We start from the raw sequence: 19,080 nt of genomic DNA, 5'->3' as shown, positions 1-19,080 counted from the left end.
TCCTTTCCTATTGAGACGGGGAAAGCCATACCAATTGTTGCAGTCTCACCATAAATGGAACCCCACTTACTTCGATAACTAAGTGGTCAGGCATCACCGTTTGTATTCGCCCTCTTAAGGACCCTTGAGTCGTTTGAACAACCGCTGTTTTCCCGATGTAAGAAGTGACGTATTGGTAAACATAAGGGTCAATTTGCGAGTGCATCATGAGTTCTTGAGAATTCATCATCACCACTCCTTCTATTTGCTTCACTTAGATATATATGAGAAGGAAATAAAAATAAAATTTGTCCCATGACTTTTGAGTAAGTATTTTGAACCCCATTTGAAAATAAAGAGGCATGAAAACTCTCTCGTTTCATAAGGTGAACCCATTACTTGTCTCAACAACAGTATGAACTATTGGACAGTTCTTTAGAAAACGACTAACCTTGAAGAGAGGGCATATACTTCAGTTCCAAAAACAAAGATACTATTTCATGAAAGGTAAATCTTATAATGTGAAATATGAATATGTTTTACTTATCCTTGTCCGTCTGGTTTGTAAGCTATTACGGTAAAATAAACTGTGCAGGCTGAATGAAATCACAATCGTATCTTTCCGTGATGAAAGTCCATTACAAAGCATGGTGAAATGAGTATAATAACATGTAGATGGTGTTAACGTTTGACCTAAACATATCAAATACAATTGTCTGTGTTTGGTTAAAAGATATAATGGTGGTTTAGCCATTGTCGATTAGGGTAAATCTCGGTAATGCTTATGATTAAATTAACCGTTGTATAAAGAGGAGTATTAGGTACAAAGAGCTCCTAGTTACTTATTGAGTCTGGTCCTAGGGAAAGGGTGTAAAGAATGCAAATAGTGATAAGCTTCATCGGTGTTATGGTCTTGATTATTCTGTTTATCATGACCTACCCACATTTTGGTAAACGTCCACAGAAAATGAAACGTAAATCTTTTGAAACATCGCCAAACTATCAAAATGGTGTGTTTTCTTACCCTATGAATAAAGAATCGACGTCTTTTAGTTCAATGATGACTATTTTACGTGATTTTACGATTACGAGAACGCCTAATCGAAAACCAAAAGAACGGCTTCAAATGGATCAAGTTGATTTTTCGACTGAACTAAAGGATCATGAAACAAGTTTTACATGGTTTGGTCATTCTGCGCTATATATTGAAATGAGCAGGTTGCGAGTATTAGTTGACCCGATGTTTGGAACGAGTCCAACTCCATTCCCACAGCTATCTAAATCACGCTATAGTGGTGAATTGCCGTTTGAGATAGAAAAATTGCCAGAAATTGATGTGGTGCTTTTATCTCATGATCATTATGATCATCTTGACTATGGCACCATTAAACAAATAAAGAACAAAGTGAAGAAATTTGTGGTTCCTTTAGGTGTCGGGAGCCACCTCGAGCGTTGGGGAGTTAGCCATGAAAAGATTATTGAACTTGATTGGTGGGAAAAGGTTGAAGTAAAGGATATTACATTTAGGTCCGCACCAGCTCGTCATTTTTCTGGTCGGAATTTACATGATCGAAATCATACTTTGTGGTGTTCTTGGATGATGGAAACGAAGCAGGAAAAGTTTTTCTTTAGTGGTGACGGGGGATACGGTCCGCATTTTAAAGAAATTGGTGACCGATATGGACCGTTTGATTTAGCATTTTTGGAATGTGGACAATACGATGAACGGTGGGCATCTGTTCATATGTTTCCGGAGCAAACCGTTCAGGCAAGCATCGACGTAAAAGCAAATCAATTTGTTCCAATCCATTGGGGAGCCTTCACATTAGCCCTTCATAGCTGGTCGAACCCTGTCGAGCGGGCATCAAAAGAAGCAGCGAGGTTGAAGGTACCGATTGTGACGCCAAAAATTGGTGAAAAAATGGTTATTGGTTCATCACATCTTCCAACAGATGAATGGTGGAAGTAGTTGAGTTAGCAATTGAATTTGTATAAAATTAGTGCCATATGATTGTCATGTATGGTGCTTTTTTATCGTGTTAATGGATGCCAGTGAAATTTTGAAAACAGGTTTAAAAATCAAAATATCACAACAGGATAATGAAGCCAACTTATTTTTGTTAACTATATAAAATAGTATTCGTTTAATCTATCAGGTTTTTCATATGATTCTGTCTCTAACCTAAGCTAAAGCTATGTTAAATTTAAATATTGATTTTTAAGTGTAAAAGAGAGTTGCCGTATATCGGAACTCTCTTGATTTTATTATTCCAATATTATGCCATTTTTAAAGAAATTCACTAAAGAATCAGCTGCTTTTACTTTACCGTTCTTGAGAATTTCATCTGGATTGTCTACTGAATCATGGTAAATTTGAAATACAGCTGGATGTTCAGCATCAAAGTTAATAAAATAGGGATTTCCAGAACCCGCTGGGTCTCCGCCTATGCACACAAAACCTCTTTCTAAAATTGGTCTACCAGGATATGCTTCAAAAGATTCATCTATCATATCACTCGGCTGATAGATGTCTACATATTCTATCCCATCATAATCTTCTTCTGGTTCATATGCTTGCCAACCAATTTCCATATGGATCAATGGAAGTTTGGTAATTAATTTCATATACCAACTTGGGATCTTGTCCCCAAATTTATCATTCAATAGTTGGATTTCTTCTATTGTAGCTGTTCTTCCTATATAATTTCCACCTAACTTTTTAGCATTATCAATGAAGGTTTTGGCTTCTTGAAATATAAAATCCGACATAAAATCACCTCAAATTCTTATATTGAGAATATAGCTGTTCTTTGTTTCAAATACTAGGAATAAACTAGAAGTTTTAATCACATGTATTAAATTCTTTACAGAATTTATAAATCCTCCATTTCTAGAAAATGAAACCAAATACTGTATACCTTCCTAATCTTACAGCATTGGCATTTTTCAATAGAAATATCTTTCTTTTTTTCTTTCTGCAATTTCCTTTAATAATGGTTTATACCACTTAATGAATGTTGTTTGGAGAATGAATAATCATCTTTGTGAACAATACGAATAATGTCAGCTTGTTTGATTGTTATTCATCCTTCTAATTGAGAATATGATAGAATGCACAATCTGTAAATACTAATATAGAGGTTTAAAAAAGCTAAAAATTAAAGAGTCTCTAATTTAGGAGAACGTTGGGATAAAAGGCTTTTAAGAATCTTCCTCTTTATAAATCGTTATGTTAGTGCTTCCATATTTCTGTTATGATAGTAACAAAACCTTTTAATATAGGAGGTGGACTAGGGTGTCAACGGCTTCTGAAAGACTTACCGTGTTTTTAGAAGAAAATAGTAAGGAGTTTTTACATAATTGGCGAAGTAGGATCGTCATGGCTGAAGATGATTTCTACAAAGATGAGGCGATTAATAACGGGATTCAGATGTTTGAATTGATAAAGAAAGCCTTAAATATGCCATTGAATGATGACGCAGTAAAACGTTTGGCATATAAGACAGCCCAAGAAAGAGTGAGCGCGAAAGTTAACATAAGTGAATTTGTATACAATATGAATATTGGCAAAAGCGAAGTTGTAAAATGGGCTGGTAATTCAGGTATTGAATTAAAAGAGTTACAGCCTTTAATAAATAAAATAAATGACGTATTTGATCGTTTTTCTTATTTTGCTGTAAGGAGATATTCGGAAATTAAGGAAAAGGAAATAGAGGAGAAGGATTTATATATCGACCAAACTCATAAGGAACGGCTAACAATTTTAGGGCAAATGAGTTCGAGCTTTGTACATGAATTCAGAAATCCATTAACCTCTATTATCGGCTTTACAAAACTTCTTCAAGATGATTACCCAAACCATCCTTATTTAGATATTATGCATCATGAACTTGATCAACTAAACTATCGAATTTCTCAATTTCTTCACGTTTCACGGAAGGAGTTATTTGAAAATGAACGAAAACAACTTAATTTACGTCTTTTATTAGATGAACTAATAGAGTTTATCTATCCAAGTTTACTAGATGGAGAGGTATCGATGGAATTAAACATCGATCAAGAAATTAATTTAGTTGCTGATAAAGATGAGATAAGACAAGTATTTTTAAATCTAATCATGAATTCTATCGATGCTCTTCAGGAAAAAACAAATAATCGAAACATTACGATTACAAGTGAGCTCACTGATCATTTTATCCATGTTAAATTGTGTAATAATGGCCCAGCCATTCCAAAAGAAGTAGTAGAAGTAATTTTTGAGCCGTTTTATACAACAAAAGATCTCGGGACAGGAATAGGGCTATACATTTGTAAAAAATTGATTGAAAAGCATCATGGAGAAATTTCCTGTCATTCAAGTGAAGCGAACACGGAATTTTTAATAAAACTACCAAGAATTTAAATCCATTCAAGTTTCGTGATGGGGTCTTTGATTCATCAGATGTAAGAAGCAATTCGTTAACTTCAAACGATTGCTTTTTTTGCTTTATGGAAATATTATACGTCTTTAGGACCTAATGAATATACTTACTTATTCCATCAAACGGAAGTGAAGAGCACATCGTTTTTTAATATCACAAGGAGAGAAGAATCATCACCTGCTTTAATATGAATGGAGAAATTTTTTAATAAGAAAAATAAAGCCTTAACGAGTTGGTGGCAATGTAGTTTTAAAACAAAGTTTGCTTATTAATAAAAAAGATCGATTAAAAATTCTGTTGAAAAGATAGCAGGATTTTTTTCTTATTCCAGAAAATGGCCATATTCTTGAAGACTTGAAATCAAGATAGTCTAGTTTTTTTGTTTTTGTGTTAGGATGTTTTCGTTTAGATTGTTGTTTTAAATAAGACAAGATACTTTTTATAGAATTATATTTATTGTAGCTTATTTCATAAACAGGAAGTTTCATGCAATACGGTATGCTAAAATTGATAGAATAAATGGGTATTGGGAGTGGTGGTAATAATGACAGTAACTATTGGTATTGCTTCAATATTGACTGGAAATGAAAGAAATGAAGTGTTACGTTACTGGGATTTATTTGAAACGAAATACAATTCTATTGGAGTTCAATCGTTTGACTATCCAAACTTAGGATTTCAAGGCGGTAATTGTTCAAGTATTGATTCAGTAAAAGATGAATTATCCAATCTCTGTATGGAACTTCCTCTTATTGAAGTTATTGTAGAGGGTTTTGGCTTTTTTGAAGCTCCCTCAAAAGTGGTTTATTTAAAAGTGTTGAAAACGGATGAACTTATTGAATTACATAGGAAAATTAACGATTATTTAGCAAAATATTGCGAGGATTTGTTTGAATTATATATACCTGAATACTGGATTCCTCATATAACACTTGCGATGGGTGATTTAAGTGAGACAGATTTCAACAGCTTTAAAGAGAGTTATAAAGACTATTCGCCTTCATTTAAGCAAACAATCTCAAAACTTGCATTAGTTGAATTTAAAAACAATGGACGTGTAGAGTTGCTTTCTAGTTATGAAATAAAATAAAATCCATATTCAAGAATTAAGCAGTTTAATTGAAGATATTATTGATTTAAGACTTATTATTAAGTTATGTTTTGGCTTTGAAATAAAGTTGCATCGTTTATAAAAAAGTTAAACTGTTTTGAAAAAATAGCACCTTCTTACTCCTTTGTACACGGTTTTTTAAGGTGTGTTCTAAACTGGGGTTGTTCCATTAAAGGGCCAGATTGTTGAGTAACTCTTTTATTTCGTAGTAGAAGTATACTGTGCAGTAAAGCTTTTCATTTTTAGATAACTTTCTGAAACAAAAATTGAAAATAATTGTAAGTATTAGGATAATAACAGAGAAGAGTGAAAATACACTTTTTTTAAAGATATTATCAGAAGAAAAATGATATAACAGTAAGTAATAATAGTGATTATTTCAGTTTAGGAGAGTAGAAATGAAAAACATAGAGAAGAAGAAAGTACTTGAAATACTTGATTATTGGAAAACGATAGAACTTTTAAATCAAGTAGATATCCCACAGGAGAGTGAAGACAATAAGAAAGTAGTAAAAAAGATTACAAGAGGTGAACTGATTGATAGTAGTTTGGACAAGATTTCAATATTTACCAGTCTAAACGTGCCTTCGATTGATCTTTCTGATAAATTAAAAACCGACAAGGAGAAATTTTCTCGATTTCCTGGCGAGGGGGCAGATTTTTCATTCCTTTTTGGTAGAATTAAAAGAAATGACATGGTTGATTATCTTACTAAATTTGTGAAGAATCATGATGAACAGCCAGACATAGCCTATCCGAAAAGAAGCGAGATTGCATGGTTTTCATTTAAAACTGATTCGGAAGGCATTTATCAGAAGAATTCATTCGAGCTATCTCCACTTTTGTGGGCTATTTCTGTATGGAATAAAAAAGTCAATGGATTTTCTTTGAACTCGATTGATTATGATGATGAGACCAAAAAGTATGACAGCTGGCTTCAGGAAGCAGAGGAGTTATTTGCTGTATTGCCTTCTGTGTTTTCAGATATTCATAATTCATATGTGAAGACAATAGCGCCGGAACTTCCTGCAGATAATATAGGACTCTTTATCTATGACAGATACAAGAATGATGAGGCAAAGGATAAAGACGAAAATCCAGAAGATTATGCAAGTTTAGGTAAGAGCTTTTTTTTGGATGATATCGTTTTGCTCATAGATGAAATCAAATCAGGAAAATTTGGAAAGGGTTCTGATTATGAGCGTAAAGTGATAAATTATATTTTGTCTGCACATAATAAAACTTCAGGAATTATTCCAGCAAATTGTATATCTATTTCTCCAAAGGAAGAGCGTCAGAAGATGATGAATTTCTTTCAAAATACCCTTAATATCAAAAATGCTCCACTAGGAAAGTGGCCTGCTAAATTCATGCCTGCTCTTATGCAACAGGTGGCAGTAAATCTTGCAATAGATGAAAAAGCACATACGGAAGTATTTTCTGTTAATGGTCCTCCTGGCACTGGTAAGACAACACTTCTCAAAGAAATCGTATCTAGCAATATAGTAAAAAGAGCTGAGCTGTTAGCGGAAGCGGCACATTCAGATCCGGACGATGCTTATGAGAGGTGTTCATTTACACAAGGACCGTTGGTTAGTAAGGGATATTTTCAGTATGCACCATCTTATTTTAAGCTGAAGAATGATAAAATCAATCAATATGGAATGTTAGTGGCATCATGTAATAATTCGGCTGTTGAAAATATCACTGCAGACCTACCTAAAAGTGATGACATTCTCAAGAGTCTTGAACCTTCAAAAGATGATGATGTATCGGTGGTGTCAGGGTTGAATGAAGTTAGTGATTTGTTTGACGTCGAAAAATCAGAAGATATAGAGCAAATTAAGATATCTGGTGAAATAAAAGAAGTTCGTGATATTTATTTCACGCGCTATGCTAATAAACTCCTAAATAGAAATGATTGCTGGGGTCTTGTATCAGCTCCGTTTGGAAAACGTGCTAATATAAATAAGTATTGTGTATCTGTACTTAAAAAGTTTATTAACGATTATATGCCTAACAATGTGCGTGAGAAACATCGAAAGAAATATGTAGAGCAGAGAGAATGCTTTCTTAGACAGCTTAAGATTGTGAAAGAACTTGAGAAAGAGTTGGAAATCCTGTGTGACAATGCAAAGTTTTTGCCATTGACCAATGAGACTATTTCTGAGGATGATCTTGATAGAAAAATAAAAGAAAATTATGCATATGTAATGGAACTTGAGGAATCAAGACCTAGGGGGTTATTCCGAAGATTTAAGAAAGATTCTACACGAGACATTTTAATATCAGAGAAAAAGACTGAGATCGAAGTTTTGAAAAAGCAAAAAGAGGGTCTTTCAAAAATTGCTAGCTATAATAATCTTTTAAGCAGACATAGCGAAGGTGCTGAGAAGCTTACTCCTATTGATTCATCTTTTATGGATGGATATGTATCGCTTGATGAGAGAGCATCAATGTGGGCTCAGGTTACAAATCCTTGGTTTACAGAGCATTACAACAGGGAACGTGAAAAGCTGTTCTTGTATGCTTGTAAACTTCATAAGGAATTTGTAATTTCCTCTAAATCGTTTAGGCAAAATGTAATCAATCTTTTGATAGCATGGGATATGTATGATGATTGTGATGAACGTATGGGTGAGAAAGACAGAATAGATGCCTTCCCAGCATTGATTCAGAATATATTTCTCATTACCCCGGTTATATCAACTACATTTGCGTCTGCACAGACCTTCTTACGTGATATAAAGCGTCCGGGTACACTTGGAACGCTTATTGTGGATGAAGCAGGGCAGGCACAACCTCAGATGGCGGTTGGAGCTTTGATGCGATGCAGAAGAGCTATAATTGTTGGAGATCCTAAGCAAATTGAGCCGGTTGTGACCGAAGAAACAGACATGATTAAGAGTCTTCTTACATCTGATTTACTTACACCATATAAGGACCAGAAAATATCTGTACAAGGCTTTGCTGATAATATTAATATCTATGGCACTTTTCTCGGAGAAGATGAAGAAAAAGAGTGGGTTGGATGTCCGCTTACTGTACATAGACGTTGTATAGATCCGATGTATAGCATATCAAATTACCTTTCTTATGATGACACGATGAAACAGCAAACAGCGCCACCAAAGGAAACCGCTGTGAAGACCTTTATCTTGGATAAGTCATATTGGATAAATGTTAAGGGTGAGGAACAGTCCGGCAATAAGAACCATTATGTACCTTCACAAGGTCAGATTGTTCTAAAGCTTCTAGAAGAAAAATTCAAGAAAGACAGTAGTGATATACCGAAATTGTTTATTATTACACCATTCAAATCGGTGAAAAAGGAAATGATTGATGCACTACGCAAATCTGATTTCTATAGACGTGAACCTCGTGTAAGCAAATGGTTAAAAGATAAAAATATCGGCACTGTTCATACATTCCAAGGACAAGGAACAGATGAGGTTATATTCTTGCTTGGTTGCGATAAATCATCTGTAAAGGCGGCAAACTGGGTAAATAAAAATATTGTGAATGTGGCAGCCACAAGAGCTAAATACCGTCTATATATTATTGGAGATAAGGAAGTATGGAGTTGTAAGCCTGTGAAAGTTGCACGCGATACAGTTAATAATGAGATATCATCGGATAATTTGATGACAATGCTAACATGTTTTGAAAATACAGAGTCAGTTCTGGCACCTGCAATTCGAACTGCTGAAGTCAAAAAAATGAAATTTACAACACAGGAAAAGAAGCGAGAGGTGGGGGCTTTATCGGGAAACATATCAAAGGTCTGCCCGAAATGCGGAAAACCGCTTATAGAAAAAAAAGGTAAGTATGGAGTTTTTTATGGATGTAAAGGGTTTCCTAAGTGTAGTTATTCTAAGAGTAATAAGAATGCTATTCATTAAGACTTCTCGATATGCTTGGTTAAACGTAGACATATCAAATGAAGTCTCGTGCCATATGGTATTCAGGAACATAATTAATGTTTTGAAAAGTTAGAATTACTGTACAGTACAAGGCTACTGTTCAATAGATAAATGATCTTCAACAATCAGGCACACTCATTGTATAGTGCGTTTGTTTGTATATCCAGATTGTGGAACTAGGAGGTTGTTATATATATCTATATTTGAAATAATGGTGAGCTAAAGGTCCGAAATATTGAGCAAGTAAAGGTGGTACTAGTGAGGATAATTTCACAAAGGTTACAGTTTCGTAAATATAATGAAGAAGATATTAATTTTCTTTTTTCTTTACTATCAGACCCAGAAATGGTCAGGTATATAGGCGAAGGCAAGACAAGAGATAAAGAAGGTACTAAAAAGTTTTTAGATTGGATTTATAGTACATATAAAGTTGGTACAGGCTTAGGGTTAATGGTCTTAGAGGAAAAAGAAAATAATAATCCAATTGGACATGCGGGGCTAGTTCCCCAAACAGTTGATGGAGCTGAAGAACTTGAAATAGGGTATTGGATTTCTCGTAAATATTGGGGAAAAGGCTATGCGACAGAAGCAGCAAAATCACTAATGGATTATGGATATAGTAATCTTGGAAAAAGAAAATTTATTGCACTAATTCAGCCTGACAATGAAGCTTCCAAAAAGGTTGCCAATAAACTTGAGATGAAATTAGAGAAAAAAGTGATTCTAGGTGGTCAGAGCGTTCATGTTCATTCAATTTCAAAATAAAAACAAGATCTACTTATATTTAAGAATAGGGCAGTTAAATTGAATAACGACCATTTTACAAGATAGGGGATATTATAATGGCATCTGTTGAATTAGTGAAACATAATTTGAATTTTTGTAAATGTATTTATGAACTATCTTCTGCTAAACCAGTTAAGGAAGCCTTGGGGCTTCCTGATGGTTCCATTGATAACACCAAAGAATTTATTAAGTCCGTTATACAAGAAGAACAAGAAGGTAAAACTCTTTCTCGGGTTATACTTGATGAAAATTCAAATGTGATTGGCATCACAACTTTAATGTCCATAAATAATGAGAAAAAATCTTGTCATGTTGGGACTTGGATTGGGTTTGACTATTGGGGAAAAGGATATAATGAAGCCTCAAAAATAGTTATTCTAAAGATTGCTTTTGAAGATTTAGGGTTGGAAAAGGTCTTTGCTGGTGCTAGGAAAATAAATATACGCTCACAAAAAGCACAAGAAAAATTACCTTTTATAAGGTTGTATGTAGAAAATGAATTTCCAGAGGAACACGCAGTCTTAGAAGAAAAAGAGAAGCAGTCTTGTGTCTTACACGCCTTTTTTAAAGATGATTTCATAAATTATTTACACGGAACAAATCAAGCCTTATGATTTAACTTGTTCAATTTAAGGGGGCTTTGATCGAAGAACATAATACATGTTCTCTCGAATTTGAGTCTTCAGCTATCAGGCGCTAATCTGAAATTCAGATTAGCGTCATTTTTATTTAGGGGCCATTATCTTGAAGACTTGAATTCGAGACAATTTAGAAGATTTACTAGTATATAATAGAACAAACGGTGGCTAATAATTATTTCATTTTGATCAGATGTGTTTTATGCATAATATGAACGATGTGAGGCAGCGTCCATTTACATACGATTACGCTTGACTAAGATGTTTCCCTCAAACAGGCCTAACCTTTTGACAAACAATTAATTCTCAGGAGAAGGATTCAATTTGATCAAATTTTATTCCAAACCAACAGCCAATTAGTATAACGATTTTGTGTAATTAGTAGGGGATTAGATTCAAGGGTATCACCCGAGGGCCCTGTTTTTATAAATTGTACTTCGGGCCCTGTTTAAACTAGTGAATAGGGGAATACTCCAATGCTGGGTTTTTGGAGAAGATATTGAGGTATAAAGAAACACCCAAATGAAAGCTATTTAAGAATCCTATTATTAAGTCATTTTGCTGCTACTCATCTCACAATTCAGGGAAATGTATTTTTATAACCTTGTGGTGTATGCAGGATTTGAGAATTAATTTAATTCATAAATTGATTCATGAATGTTTATCCTTCCTCTATTTCATATAATTCTTTTGCCAAGGTTGTATTGATTTTTAACGGTTTTCTTATGATGACTTGTTCCTTTTCTAATTCTCCTAAAAATAAACTAACAGTTTCTCTGGTGGAGCCAATCATACTGGCAATGTCATGCTGTGTTATTTTTACTCCTACGGTTTGCCACTCTCCACTTCGGACACCAAACCGAGTACTTAATTGCATGAGAAGAAGGACTATTCTATTCTTCACATCACGATAGGCGATGCTTTCAGTAATTTGATATAATTCCTTTAGCTTTGAAGTTAAAATGGTAATAAGTTTTATTGCAATATCTGGATTTTGACGGATAAATTCCTCGAACCGGTCTTTCGAGAGAGTACAAACAAAAGAATCCACCATTGTTTCAGCATAGATATCCGTATCCGTTAAAGAAAAACTAGTAGTTTCTCCAAACACGTTTCCCTCACTTAGTAAGTCAAGCGTGAATTCCTTCCCTGCGGATGACATTTTGTATAGACGAACTTGACCTTTTTTTAGAAAAAAAAGGGACCTTATTTGTTGGGTTGGACTCAAAATAATGGTTCCTTTCTTAATAGGAGCGGTTAAAGTCAACTCATCAATTTTCTTCAAATCTTCCTCTGGTAGTTCATCTAGTAAATTAATTTGGGAAAGAAGGACTAATTTATCCATACCTACACCTCATCTTTGTATCGTTTCATAATCTTATCATAATCTAATAATTCATTATCTAATTCAAGTGCAGGTAAGCCCTTATCAAACGTAAGCTGTTGATTGTCTTCAATGCGATCAAAAATATTCACAACCTTCACCTGTATATTCAGTTTCGAAAACAATTGTAACACTTCCTCACATTTATAGCAGCTTGGCATTATATATAAAATCATCTTCCATCCACCTTCTTTTATTAAGTTTTCCAACACTTATTTCATTGTACTCTTTTTATTTTTTCTTAAATGTAAGGAAGCTTACATCAAAAATATGGGGGAGGATAGAAAACGTTAGTTGCAGAATTAGACAGTGCAGGTTATGAGTTAAAACAGTTAAACGATTAGCCCGTGCTTATTGGGCCACTTTTAAATGTTCTGACGGAAAGTGAAGAAATAGCAACAATATATGAGAAAAGAACAAGGTTGAGGCTGTTAAAATAGATATGGACAAATTATCCTATTAAGGTATTATATATAAAAAAACATGTTCATTTTCGTGGCATTTTTTGCGGAGCATGAATGATTAAAGAGGTGATTACGTGAAATTCAGACTTGCTGAAGCAAAAGATATTAAACAGTTAATTAAAATGAGGTGGGATAATACCATTGAATTTGACGAGAGTAAAAAAGGCGAATCTTACGAAGAGTTTGAAATTGAATGTCAAACTTTTTTAGAGAGTGCATTAAATAGCAAGCAGTGGTTTATTTGGGTTGCAGAGGTTGAGAATAAAATTGTTTCACATATTTACATAGAATTGATACAAAAGGTACCAAGACCTGGTAAAGTTACTCATCCATTTGCATATATGACAAATGTATATACTATTCCAGAATATAGAAATGGGGGAGTTGGGAGCAAAGTATTAAGTTTAATCAATAAATGGATTAAAGAGAATAATTTTGAGTTTGTTATTGTTTGGCCGAGTGATGAAGCGATAAATTATTATAAGAAAAATGATTATGTTCATTGTACGGAACCGATGGAATACTTCCCTTCTTAAACGAGTGAAGGAGTTAATGAAATTCTGCAAGTAAATGGGTTAGTTTTGCAAGTAAAAGGAGAAATTCTACAAGTAAATGGGTTAGTTTTGCAAGTAAAAGGAGAAATTCTGCAAGTAAATGGGTTAGTTTTGCAAGTAAAAGGAGAAATTCTACAAGTAAATGGGTTAGTTTTGCAAGTAAAAGGAGAAATTCTGCAAGTAAATGGTCAGGTTTCGCAAGTAAAAAAAGCACTTCTTCAATAAGAAGAAATGCCCAAGATGTCATCTTTAGTTTCTTAATTTCTCCATAAGTTCTTCCACATAGTGCTGAGCACTTTGTGCAGCTATACTTCCATCTCCTGTTGCAGTAACAATTTGACGCAGCGTTTTCTCGCGGACATCACCTGCTGCAAAAATACCTTTGATTTTTGTTTCCATTTGACTATTGGTTTCAATATACCCCATTGAATTAGTAATACCAAGATCCTTAAATGGAGCGGTTAGAGGGAGCATTCCCACATAGATAAATACACCATCTGTCTCAAATTCTCGTTCAGAGTTATCCTCTGTCGAAACAAGTGTGACCGACCCAACCTTACCTGTTTTTTCATTAATGGTTTTAACGGTAGTATTAAAGATAAACTCTACTTTTTCATTGTCAAATGCTCGTTGCTGTAGGATTTTTTGAGCACGAAGCTCATCTCGGCGATGGACAATCGTTACTTTGTTCGCAAAACGAGTGAGATAAACGCCTTCTTCAACTGCAGAGTCTCCGCCACCAACGACAACTAGGTTCTTGTCCTTAAAGAAAGCTCCATCACAGACGGCACAATAGGAAACACCTCGACCTCCTAGTTCCTTTTCACCGGGAGCACCTAGCTTTTTATATTCGGCACCTGTTGCGATAATAACAGCGCGAGCCTTATATACCCTTGACGATGTTTTGATGGCTTTGTACTCACCTTCATCAACGATCTCTTTTATATCTCCGTAGGCATATTCTGCTCCGAATTTTTTGGCATGTTCAAACATTTTATTGGAAAGGTCCGGACCAAGAATGCGGTCAAATCCAGGATAGTTTTCGACCTCTTCGGTATTCGCCATTTGCCCACCTGGTATTCCTTTTTCGATCATTAACGTCGAAAGATTCGCTCTGGACGTGTACACAGCTGAAGTCATGCCAGCTGGACCTGCCCCAATAATAATCACATCGTATATTTTTTCAATACTCATTTTACATTTCTCCTTTGTATCCTACATAACAACTAGTAGGCATCACGGCTTTACAATAGGCTTTCATTCCTATTACCGTTTTCAAAATTAGTATAACCTTCACAATCTAATAAAACTGTTAGGTAGCTTACATATACCGACACCGTAACATGATTTCGTTAGTAAATAACTTGTATATAATAAAAACCCCTCTCTTCATAAGGGGTTCTTGTTTCTATTCTTTCTCCAAATCGTTATTTCTTTCTCCATGTTGATTGAATATTAATGAAGTTTGTATCTTTTAAGATGTTAAATACCGGGCATCTTGAATCTGTCTTTTCTTTAAGCTCTTGAATTCTTTCCTCAGACTCGTCTGTATCAACTTCTGCTTCGATAATAATCGTTTCGAAGTATTGTTTTACTGATGCATCTCCCATTAATCCTCTCGGGTCTAGAGCTCCTTCAATTTTGAAGTTAATTCCGTTTAGGTTAAACTTCATTTCCTTTGCCACGATGTTTGCAATGTAATTTTCACAACCTGCAAGTGAACCAAGTAATGTATTTAAAGGATTAGCACCCTTATCGTTTCCACCTAAGTTTTTGGGTTCATCTACAAAAAACGTATGGGCTCCAGCCTTTACTTCTGTTGTCACCTTTTGTGATGTTGAATCAATATTGAATTTTACTAATGCCATGATTTGTTCCTCCTTGAAATTGTTTGTAAGTAACTTACACTTAGGAGTATACTAAGAATTGTTTAAAAAAAATGTTAGATGTCTTACATACTCAAAAAAGTGCTCCATTTTACATTCAGAATGGTTTAAAGGCCATGCATTTAAAAAGGATTTCTATTGATGAGGTTTTGAGATTTTTTAATGCATACTTTTTTTAAATCAACATAGAGTGAAAAGGTTAGATATTTTCCTGTATAATCTACGATAATATGAAAGAATGAAAAATGGGTTGCATTTAATAGCTTATTTAAACAAAATAAAGAGATTTTTTTAAACCTTTGTTTGTAAAGCGAAGGGGAAGGGGAGTATTTTTAATGGAAAGGTTTGTATATTATTTCTTTTCCACAGTTATTATTGGCTTTATTTATTACTTAGGAATGGAATATCAAGTGGTTTTAAAAGAAGAATCCTCTGCAACGTTTAATTTATTTCCTTATTTAACATTTACAACGATATTTCCTATTTTTTTTGGAATGTTGGTACGGGTACCTAAATTAATTATTGAGATAAAAGAAAATAAGCAATGGACGTTCGATTGGGTTAAGGTTGTTGCAATTGGAATTCCGTTACTTTATATAACCGTGATACCCTTGATGTCTCTTTCTACCGGTATAGATATGTTATTTACAAAAGAAGTGCTGCTTATAGGGGATACGAGTCTAACAACCACAACTGGAATTATACTAGGGTATATTTTATTAGACAGTGTCAAAAAATAAATGCTGATCAACAAAAGATGGCTTTTATCTAACTAGGAACCTCCAAAAAAACGGAGGTTCCTTATTTTTTTACCTAATGACAATTAGATTAACAGTTAGAGTTTAGGGTTATACCGTTACGAATTAGTCAAGGGATCGAAAGCTAATCATATTTAGTAGAATCATTTGAAGGTAATTTAATGTAATAGGTAGTATGAATAGACACTTCAAAATAATTTTTTTCTGAAGGAGAATGAAAACATACTATAAAACATGACCTTAAAATGGTAAGCTATTATTTCAGTGTCATACTTACATGAGATGAGCAAATACTAAGGATAGACACAGGCGAAATTTAAGGAGGTCTATAGATGAATATAGATAATAACGATATTTTAATTCGACTACGCTACGCTCTTGATATAAAGAATACAGATATGGTAGAGATTTTCAAGCTTGGCGGCATTAATCTCTCAAAAGAAGAAGTGTTGAAGGTGCTAACAAAATCTGAGGATACCGATATACTAGGAGAACTTGAAGATCATATACCATGTGATGATGAAATGTTCGAGTCTTTTTTAAATGGATTTATCACGTTTAAAAGAGGAAAGCAGGAACGAAAACCGGGGCAACCTGAGCGACCTGCCTTAACCTATGAACATGTAAATAATCTTCTGCTAAAGAAAGTGAAAGTGGCTCTTTCTTTAACAAGTGAGGACATAATTGAGATATTGGAAAACGCGGGAGTATTCATAACAAAAGGGGAGTTAGGTGCTCTCTTCCGGAAAGAAGGTCACAAGAATTACAAGGTATGTGGCGATCGTTACGCAAGGAACTTCTTAAAGGGACTAACGATCAAATACAGGGGATAAAACGGTGTATTTTGATCTACTGGGTTTTATTTAGGAAGTTATGGGGTTATGAATGTCCCTGTATATAATTCTCATATTACTACTTTTCTTTGTGAACGTTAAAGGGACAGGGTTGCTCGCTCCTAGATGCTAGCCGTCGTGGTGGAATTTATAAGGAGGGGTAGAGAGATGAAAACAACAGAATTACAGAAAGTTAAACTAAGGGAATTAATCCTTGAAGACGTGGAAGACCGTTACCAATGGTGTTTAGATAAAGAAGTAACCAAGCACTTGAATATGCCAGAGAAGTATCCGCCGTTTAGCAGGGAAGAAACCAAAAGTTGGATTGAAATGTGCATGAATAAAACAAATGGATATGAACAAAAAGCCATTTTGACAGAAGAAGGAAAACATATAGGTTGGGTTGATTTAAAGAACATAGATAGGCTGAATAGACACGCTGAATTAGGAATTGCAATCGGTGATAAAACATATTGGGGTAAAGGCTTTGGACTTGCTGCAATGAAAGAAATGCTTATATGGGGATTTACCGAATTAGAACTAAACAAGATTTGGTTAAGAGTCGAAGTAGATAATGAAAAAGCAATCAAATCTTATATTCGTATGGGGTATGTAGAAGAAGGCATTTTAAGACAAGATCGATTAAGAGAAGGTAAATTTATTGACCGATTAAGAATGAGCATTCTTAAGCAGGATTTCTTTAATTGAACGTGGCATTGATTGAAAAAGAACCTCAGCAAAATAACCAATAATATAATTGAAATCGGCGTATTCCAAAATTAAACATAGGATACGCCGATTTTATACTTATTAGCAACAATCTTTTTAGAAAAACAGCCTTATCTATAAACAATTCAAATAAAATACTATTAATCTGTCATTGTAGAAGAAAAAGCATTTCTAGATTATGTTGCGTCTGAGAAAGTATATTTCAACCAATTATAGAAGTTATCTGATTTATTATAACGTCTTACTGGTATGTGGATAAGAATTATAGAGGATAGTATCTTATCCGGATTTCTTCAAGCAAAGTGAACCTCTAATGCTAGAATGAGCCTGCAATTGAAAAATGAATAGCTTGCTTGAATTTAGTCAAGTGTTTTTTCATACAGAGACGTTTGTGCAGGTCCTGCTTAAGCAGTAGCAAAGCGGTACTGCTAGTACTGAACTATATGTAGTGGAGTTTGTCGACCTTAAAGAAGGTCATTTTTTTTATCATTTTTGAATACATTTCCTTATCTATGCAGGTAGTTTCATAAAAATATCGAATTTAAACTTTATTAATGTGAAAGGGGATAGAGATGATATGAGTGAAAAATTAATGACTCCTAAGTGTAAAATTATAAGCAAGGAATATACTTTAGTAGGGATTAGTAGCTCTGCACCATTTCCTTCAGCTTTTCCTGAGGAAGCAATTCGATTACAAAAACAGTTTTGGCAAAGAAAAAAAGAAGTTAAAAACGCCTTGAATAAACAGGTGTTAGTTTCTCCTTATCTTTCGAATGGAATTATTGCTACATATTTTGCCAGTCTTGAAGTGACGGATTTAAATTCAATTCCAGAAGGTATGACAGGATTTATTATCCCCACTACGAAATATGCGGCAATAGAATGCACGAATCGCTCTATTGAAGAAGGATATACTCATTTATTTAATTGGATGGAAGAAAAGGGTTACCGTTTAAAAACAAGAGAGGCCTTTCAAATGGAGCTTTTCTATATAAATGATTCAGAAGAAGAAATAAAAGTAGAACTGTTGATGCCGATAGAGTCATAAAAACTAGAGTAGCAATTCGACTATGGTCAGCAAATTCAAAGATAAAAGGAGAATTTACCATGTTGAAAAGTGAGATTAATAGATGTTTTATTCATCTAGTTAATTTTGAAGAAACGAAAGAGTGGTATAAAGATGTTCTCAATTTTGAGGTTGGTCACCAAGGGGAAGGAGTACTGGAGTTTGTGCTAAATGGTCCAAATTTAATTCTTTTACAAGCGCATGTTCCGACCATTACGCCATTGCCATACTCTGTATTCTTCTTTGAGACGACGGATGTGGAAAAAACGCATCAACAATTTAAAGCAAAAGGCGTAAAGGTGGATGAAATTGAGAATTTTGGTTCTTCAATGAAAGGCTTTCACTTTTATGACCCTGAAGGGAATAGGCTATTAGCTTGTACGACTGAAGGGTAGAAGAATAACGAAAATAAATAATGCTAAATTTAGAAATTTAGTACGAATTTCACTGAACGATTTTACTGCATGTTGGTAAACTGAATGGGATACATCCATTTTGAATGGATGCATGACAATTTTGTTTTCAAAACTTTATAGTAGTTAGGAGGG

19 protein-coding genes are annotated in these 19,080 nt (G+C 34.3%); 12 read left to right on the top strand and 7 right to left on the bottom strand.

Translation table 11 applies throughout. The features are described 5' to 3' along the window. Positions 1-7 precede the first annotated feature (7 nt). A complete protein-coding gene (locus WAK64_RS13510; RefSeq protein WP_336587511.1) occupies positions 8-229 on the bottom strand; it encodes a DUF2642 domain-containing protein in 222 nt (73 codons plus the stop codon). Between the two features lie 627 nt (positions 230-856). Between WAK64_RS13510 and WAK64_RS13505 the strand changes: the two genes are divergently transcribed. Next, a complete protein-coding gene (locus WAK64_RS13505) occupies positions 857-1,948 on the top strand; it encodes an MBL fold metallo-hydrolase (RefSeq protein ID WP_336587510.1) in 1,092 nt (363 codons plus the stop codon). A gap of 296 nt (positions 1,949-2,244) precedes the next feature. Here the strand turns inward: WAK64_RS13505 and WAK64_RS13500 are convergent, their stop codons facing one another. Beyond that, entirely contained in the window at positions 2,245-2,748 is a 504-nt protein-coding gene (locus WAK64_RS13500; RefSeq protein WP_336587509.1) for a hypothetical protein, read from the bottom strand. A gap of 526 nt (positions 2,749-3,274) precedes the next feature. On the opposite strand from WAK64_RS13500, the gene WAK64_RS13495 reads away from it, so the two are divergent. The 5 genes from WAK64_RS13495 (at position 3,275) to WAK64_RS13475 (ending at position 10,834) form a co-directional block, all read left to right on the top strand. Further along, complete coding sequence (locus WAK64_RS13495) at positions 3,275-4,381, top strand: histidine kinase N-terminal domain-containing protein (protein WP_336587508.1); 1,107 nt, start codon at positions 3,275-3,277, stop codon at positions 4,379-4,381. A gap of 563 nt (positions 4,382-4,944) precedes the next feature. After that, the gene (locus WAK64_RS13490; RefSeq protein WP_336587507.1) at positions 4,945-5,490 is read left to right on the top strand and encodes a 2'-5' RNA ligase family protein; all 546 of its coding nucleotides are present in this window, start codon (positions 4,945-4,947) and stop codon (positions 5,488-5,490) included. A gap of 419 nt (positions 5,491-5,909) precedes the next feature. Continuing rightward, positions 5,910-9,413, top strand: coding sequence for an AAA domain-containing protein (locus tag WAK64_RS13485; RefSeq protein ID WP_336587506.1), 3,504 nt, complete (start codon positions 5,910-5,912; stop codon positions 9,411-9,413). Positions 9,414-9,692: 279 nt separating this feature from the next. Next, positions 9,693-10,199, top strand: coding sequence for a GNAT family N-acetyltransferase (locus WAK64_RS13480; RefSeq protein WP_336587505.1), 507 nt, complete (start codon positions 9,693-9,695; stop codon positions 10,197-10,199). A gap of 77 nt (positions 10,200-10,276) precedes the next feature. Then, the gene (locus tag WAK64_RS13475) at positions 10,277-10,834 is read left to right on the top strand and encodes a GNAT family N-acetyltransferase (protein ID WP_336587504.1); all 558 of its coding nucleotides are present in this window, start codon (positions 10,277-10,279) and stop codon (positions 10,832-10,834) included. Positions 10,835-11,519: 685 nt separating this feature from the next. On the opposite strand, the gene WAK64_RS13470 is transcribed toward WAK64_RS13475, so the two are convergent. Together WAK64_RS13470 and WAK64_RS13465 are read right to left on the bottom strand one after the other, a co-directional pair. Next, positions 11,520-12,203, bottom strand: a complete 684-nt coding sequence (locus tag WAK64_RS13470; RefSeq protein ID WP_336587503.1) for a Crp/Fnr family transcriptional regulator — start codon at positions 12,201-12,203, stop codon at positions 11,520-11,522. Positions 12,204-12,205: 2 nt separating this feature from the next. Then, the gene (locus WAK64_RS13465; RefSeq protein ID WP_336587502.1) at positions 12,206-12,418 is read right to left on the bottom strand and encodes a hypothetical protein; all 213 of its coding nucleotides are present in this window, start codon (positions 12,416-12,418) and stop codon (positions 12,206-12,208) included. 362 nt (positions 12,419-12,780) lie between these two features. On the opposite strand from WAK64_RS13465, the gene WAK64_RS13460 reads away from it, so the two are divergent. Then, positions 12,781-13,242, top strand: coding sequence for a GNAT family N-acetyltransferase (locus WAK64_RS13460; RefSeq protein WP_336587501.1), 462 nt, complete (start codon positions 12,781-12,783; stop codon positions 13,240-13,242). Between the two features lie 13 nt (positions 13,243-13,255). Here WAK64_RS13460 and WAK64_RS13455 read toward each other — a convergent pair whose 3' ends face one another. The 3 genes from WAK64_RS13455 to WAK64_RS13445 all read right to left on the bottom strand — a co-directional run bounded on the left by WAK64_RS13455 (position 13,256) and on the right by WAK64_RS13445 (position 15,128). Then, positions 13,256-13,507, bottom strand: a complete 252-nt coding sequence (locus WAK64_RS13455; protein ID WP_336587500.1) for a hypothetical protein — start codon at positions 13,505-13,507, stop codon at positions 13,256-13,258. Positions 13,508-13,509: 2 nt separating this feature from the next. Then, positions 13,510-14,454: a thioredoxin-disulfide reductase gene (gene trxB, locus WAK64_RS13450; protein ID WP_336587499.1), complete on the bottom strand. Its 945-nt coding sequence runs from the start codon at positions 14,452-14,454 to the stop codon at positions 13,510-13,512. 233 nt (positions 14,455-14,687) lie between these two features. After that, positions 14,688-15,128 carry an OsmC family protein gene (locus WAK64_RS13445; RefSeq protein WP_336587498.1) on the bottom strand — a complete coding sequence of 147 codons (441 nt, stop codon included), beginning with the start codon at positions 15,126-15,128 and terminating at the stop codon, positions 14,688-14,690. A 353-nt stretch (positions 15,129-15,481) separates the two neighbouring features. Between WAK64_RS13445 and WAK64_RS13440 the strand changes: the two genes are divergently transcribed. From WAK64_RS13440 to WAK64_RS13420, 5 genes are all read left to right on the top strand, one after another. Further along, a complete protein-coding gene (locus tag WAK64_RS13440; protein ID WP_336587497.1) occupies positions 15,482-15,886 on the top strand; it encodes a hypothetical protein in 405 nt (134 codons plus the stop codon). Positions 15,887-16,236: 350 nt separating this feature from the next. Next, positions 16,237-16,737 carry a YehS family protein gene (locus tag WAK64_RS13435; protein ID WP_336587496.1) on the top strand — a complete coding sequence of 167 codons (501 nt, stop codon included), beginning with the start codon at positions 16,237-16,239 and terminating at the stop codon, positions 16,735-16,737. Between the two features lie 168 nt (positions 16,738-16,905). After that, positions 16,906-17,445, top strand: coding sequence for a GNAT family N-acetyltransferase (locus WAK64_RS13430; RefSeq protein WP_336587495.1), 540 nt, complete (start codon positions 16,906-16,908; stop codon positions 17,443-17,445). 598 nt (positions 17,446-18,043) lie between these two features. Next, positions 18,044-18,514: a GyrI-like domain-containing protein gene (locus WAK64_RS13425; protein WP_336587494.1), complete on the top strand. Its 471-nt coding sequence runs from the start codon at positions 18,044-18,046 to the stop codon at positions 18,512-18,514. Between the two features lie 59 nt (positions 18,515-18,573). Then, positions 18,574-18,927 (top strand): VOC family protein, encoded by a 354-nt coding sequence (locus WAK64_RS13420; RefSeq protein WP_336587493.1) that lies wholly within the window; start codon positions 18,574-18,576, stop codon positions 18,925-18,927. Positions 18,928-19,080 lie beyond the last annotated feature (153 nt).

Origin of the sequence: Bacillus spongiae (genome assembly GCF_037120725.1) — a bacterium.
Classification (GTDB): Bacteria; Bacillota; Bacilli; order Bacillales; family Bacillaceae_K; genus Bacillus_CI; species Bacillus_CI spongiae.
Note: the sequence above shows the minus strand (reverse complement) of the source record. Positions and strands in the feature narration are given on the sequence as shown.

Bases quoted from the DNA above. Each gene is read 5' to 3' on its own strand.
- WAK64_RS13510 (WP_336587511.1), bottom strand. From the start codon at position 229: ATGATGAATTCTCAAGAACTCATGATGCACTCGCAAATTGACCCTTAT.
- WAK64_RS13505 (WP_336587510.1), top strand. From the start codon at position 857: ATGCAAATAGTGATAAGCTTCATCGGTGTTATGGTCTTGATTATTCTG.
- WAK64_RS13500 (WP_336587509.1), bottom strand. From the start codon at position 2,748: ATGTCGGATTTTATATTTCAAGAAGCCAAAACCTTCATTGATAATGCT.
- WAK64_RS13490 (WP_336587507.1), top strand. From the start codon at position 4,945: ATGACAGTAACTATTGGTATTGCTTCAATATTGACTGGAAATGAAAGA.
- WAK64_RS13485 (WP_336587506.1), top strand. From the start codon at position 5,910: ATGAAAAACATAGAGAAGAAGAAAGTACTTGAAATACTTGATTATTGG.
- WAK64_RS13475 (WP_336587504.1), top strand. From the start codon at position 10,277: ATGGCATCTGTTGAATTAGTGAAACATAATTTGAATTTTTGTAAATGT.
- WAK64_RS13470 (WP_336587503.1), bottom strand. From the start codon at position 12,203: ATGGATAAATTAGTCCTTCTTTCCCAAATTAATTTACTAGATGAACTA.
- WAK64_RS13465 (WP_336587502.1), bottom strand. From the start codon at position 12,418: ATGATTTTATATATAATGCCAAGCTGCTATAAATGTGAGGAAGTGTTA.
- WAK64_RS13455 (WP_336587500.1), bottom strand. From the start codon at position 13,507: ATGACATCTTGGGCATTTCTTCTTATTGAAGAAGTGCTTTTTTTACTT.
- trxB (WP_336587499.1), bottom strand. From the start codon at position 14,454: ATGAGTATTGAAAAAATATACGATGTGATTATTATTGGGGCAGGTCCA.
- WAK64_RS13445 (WP_336587498.1), bottom strand. From the start codon at position 15,128: ATGGCATTAGTAAAATTCAATATTGATTCAACATCACAAAAGGTGACA.
- WAK64_RS13440 (WP_336587497.1), top strand. From the start codon at position 15,482: ATGGAAAGGTTTGTATATTATTTCTTTTCCACAGTTATTATTGGCTTT.
- WAK64_RS13435 (WP_336587496.1), top strand. From the start codon at position 16,237: ATGAATATAGATAATAACGATATTTTAATTCGACTACGCTACGCTCTT.
- WAK64_RS13430 (WP_336587495.1), top strand. From the start codon at position 16,906: ATGAAAACAACAGAATTACAGAAAGTTAAACTAAGGGAATTAATCCTT.
- WAK64_RS13425 (WP_336587494.1), top strand. From the start codon at position 18,044: ATGAGTGAAAAATTAATGACTCCTAAGTGTAAAATTATAAGCAAGGAA.
- WAK64_RS13420 (WP_336587493.1), top strand. From the start codon at position 18,574: ATGTTGAAAAGTGAGATTAATAGATGTTTTATTCATCTAGTTAATTTT.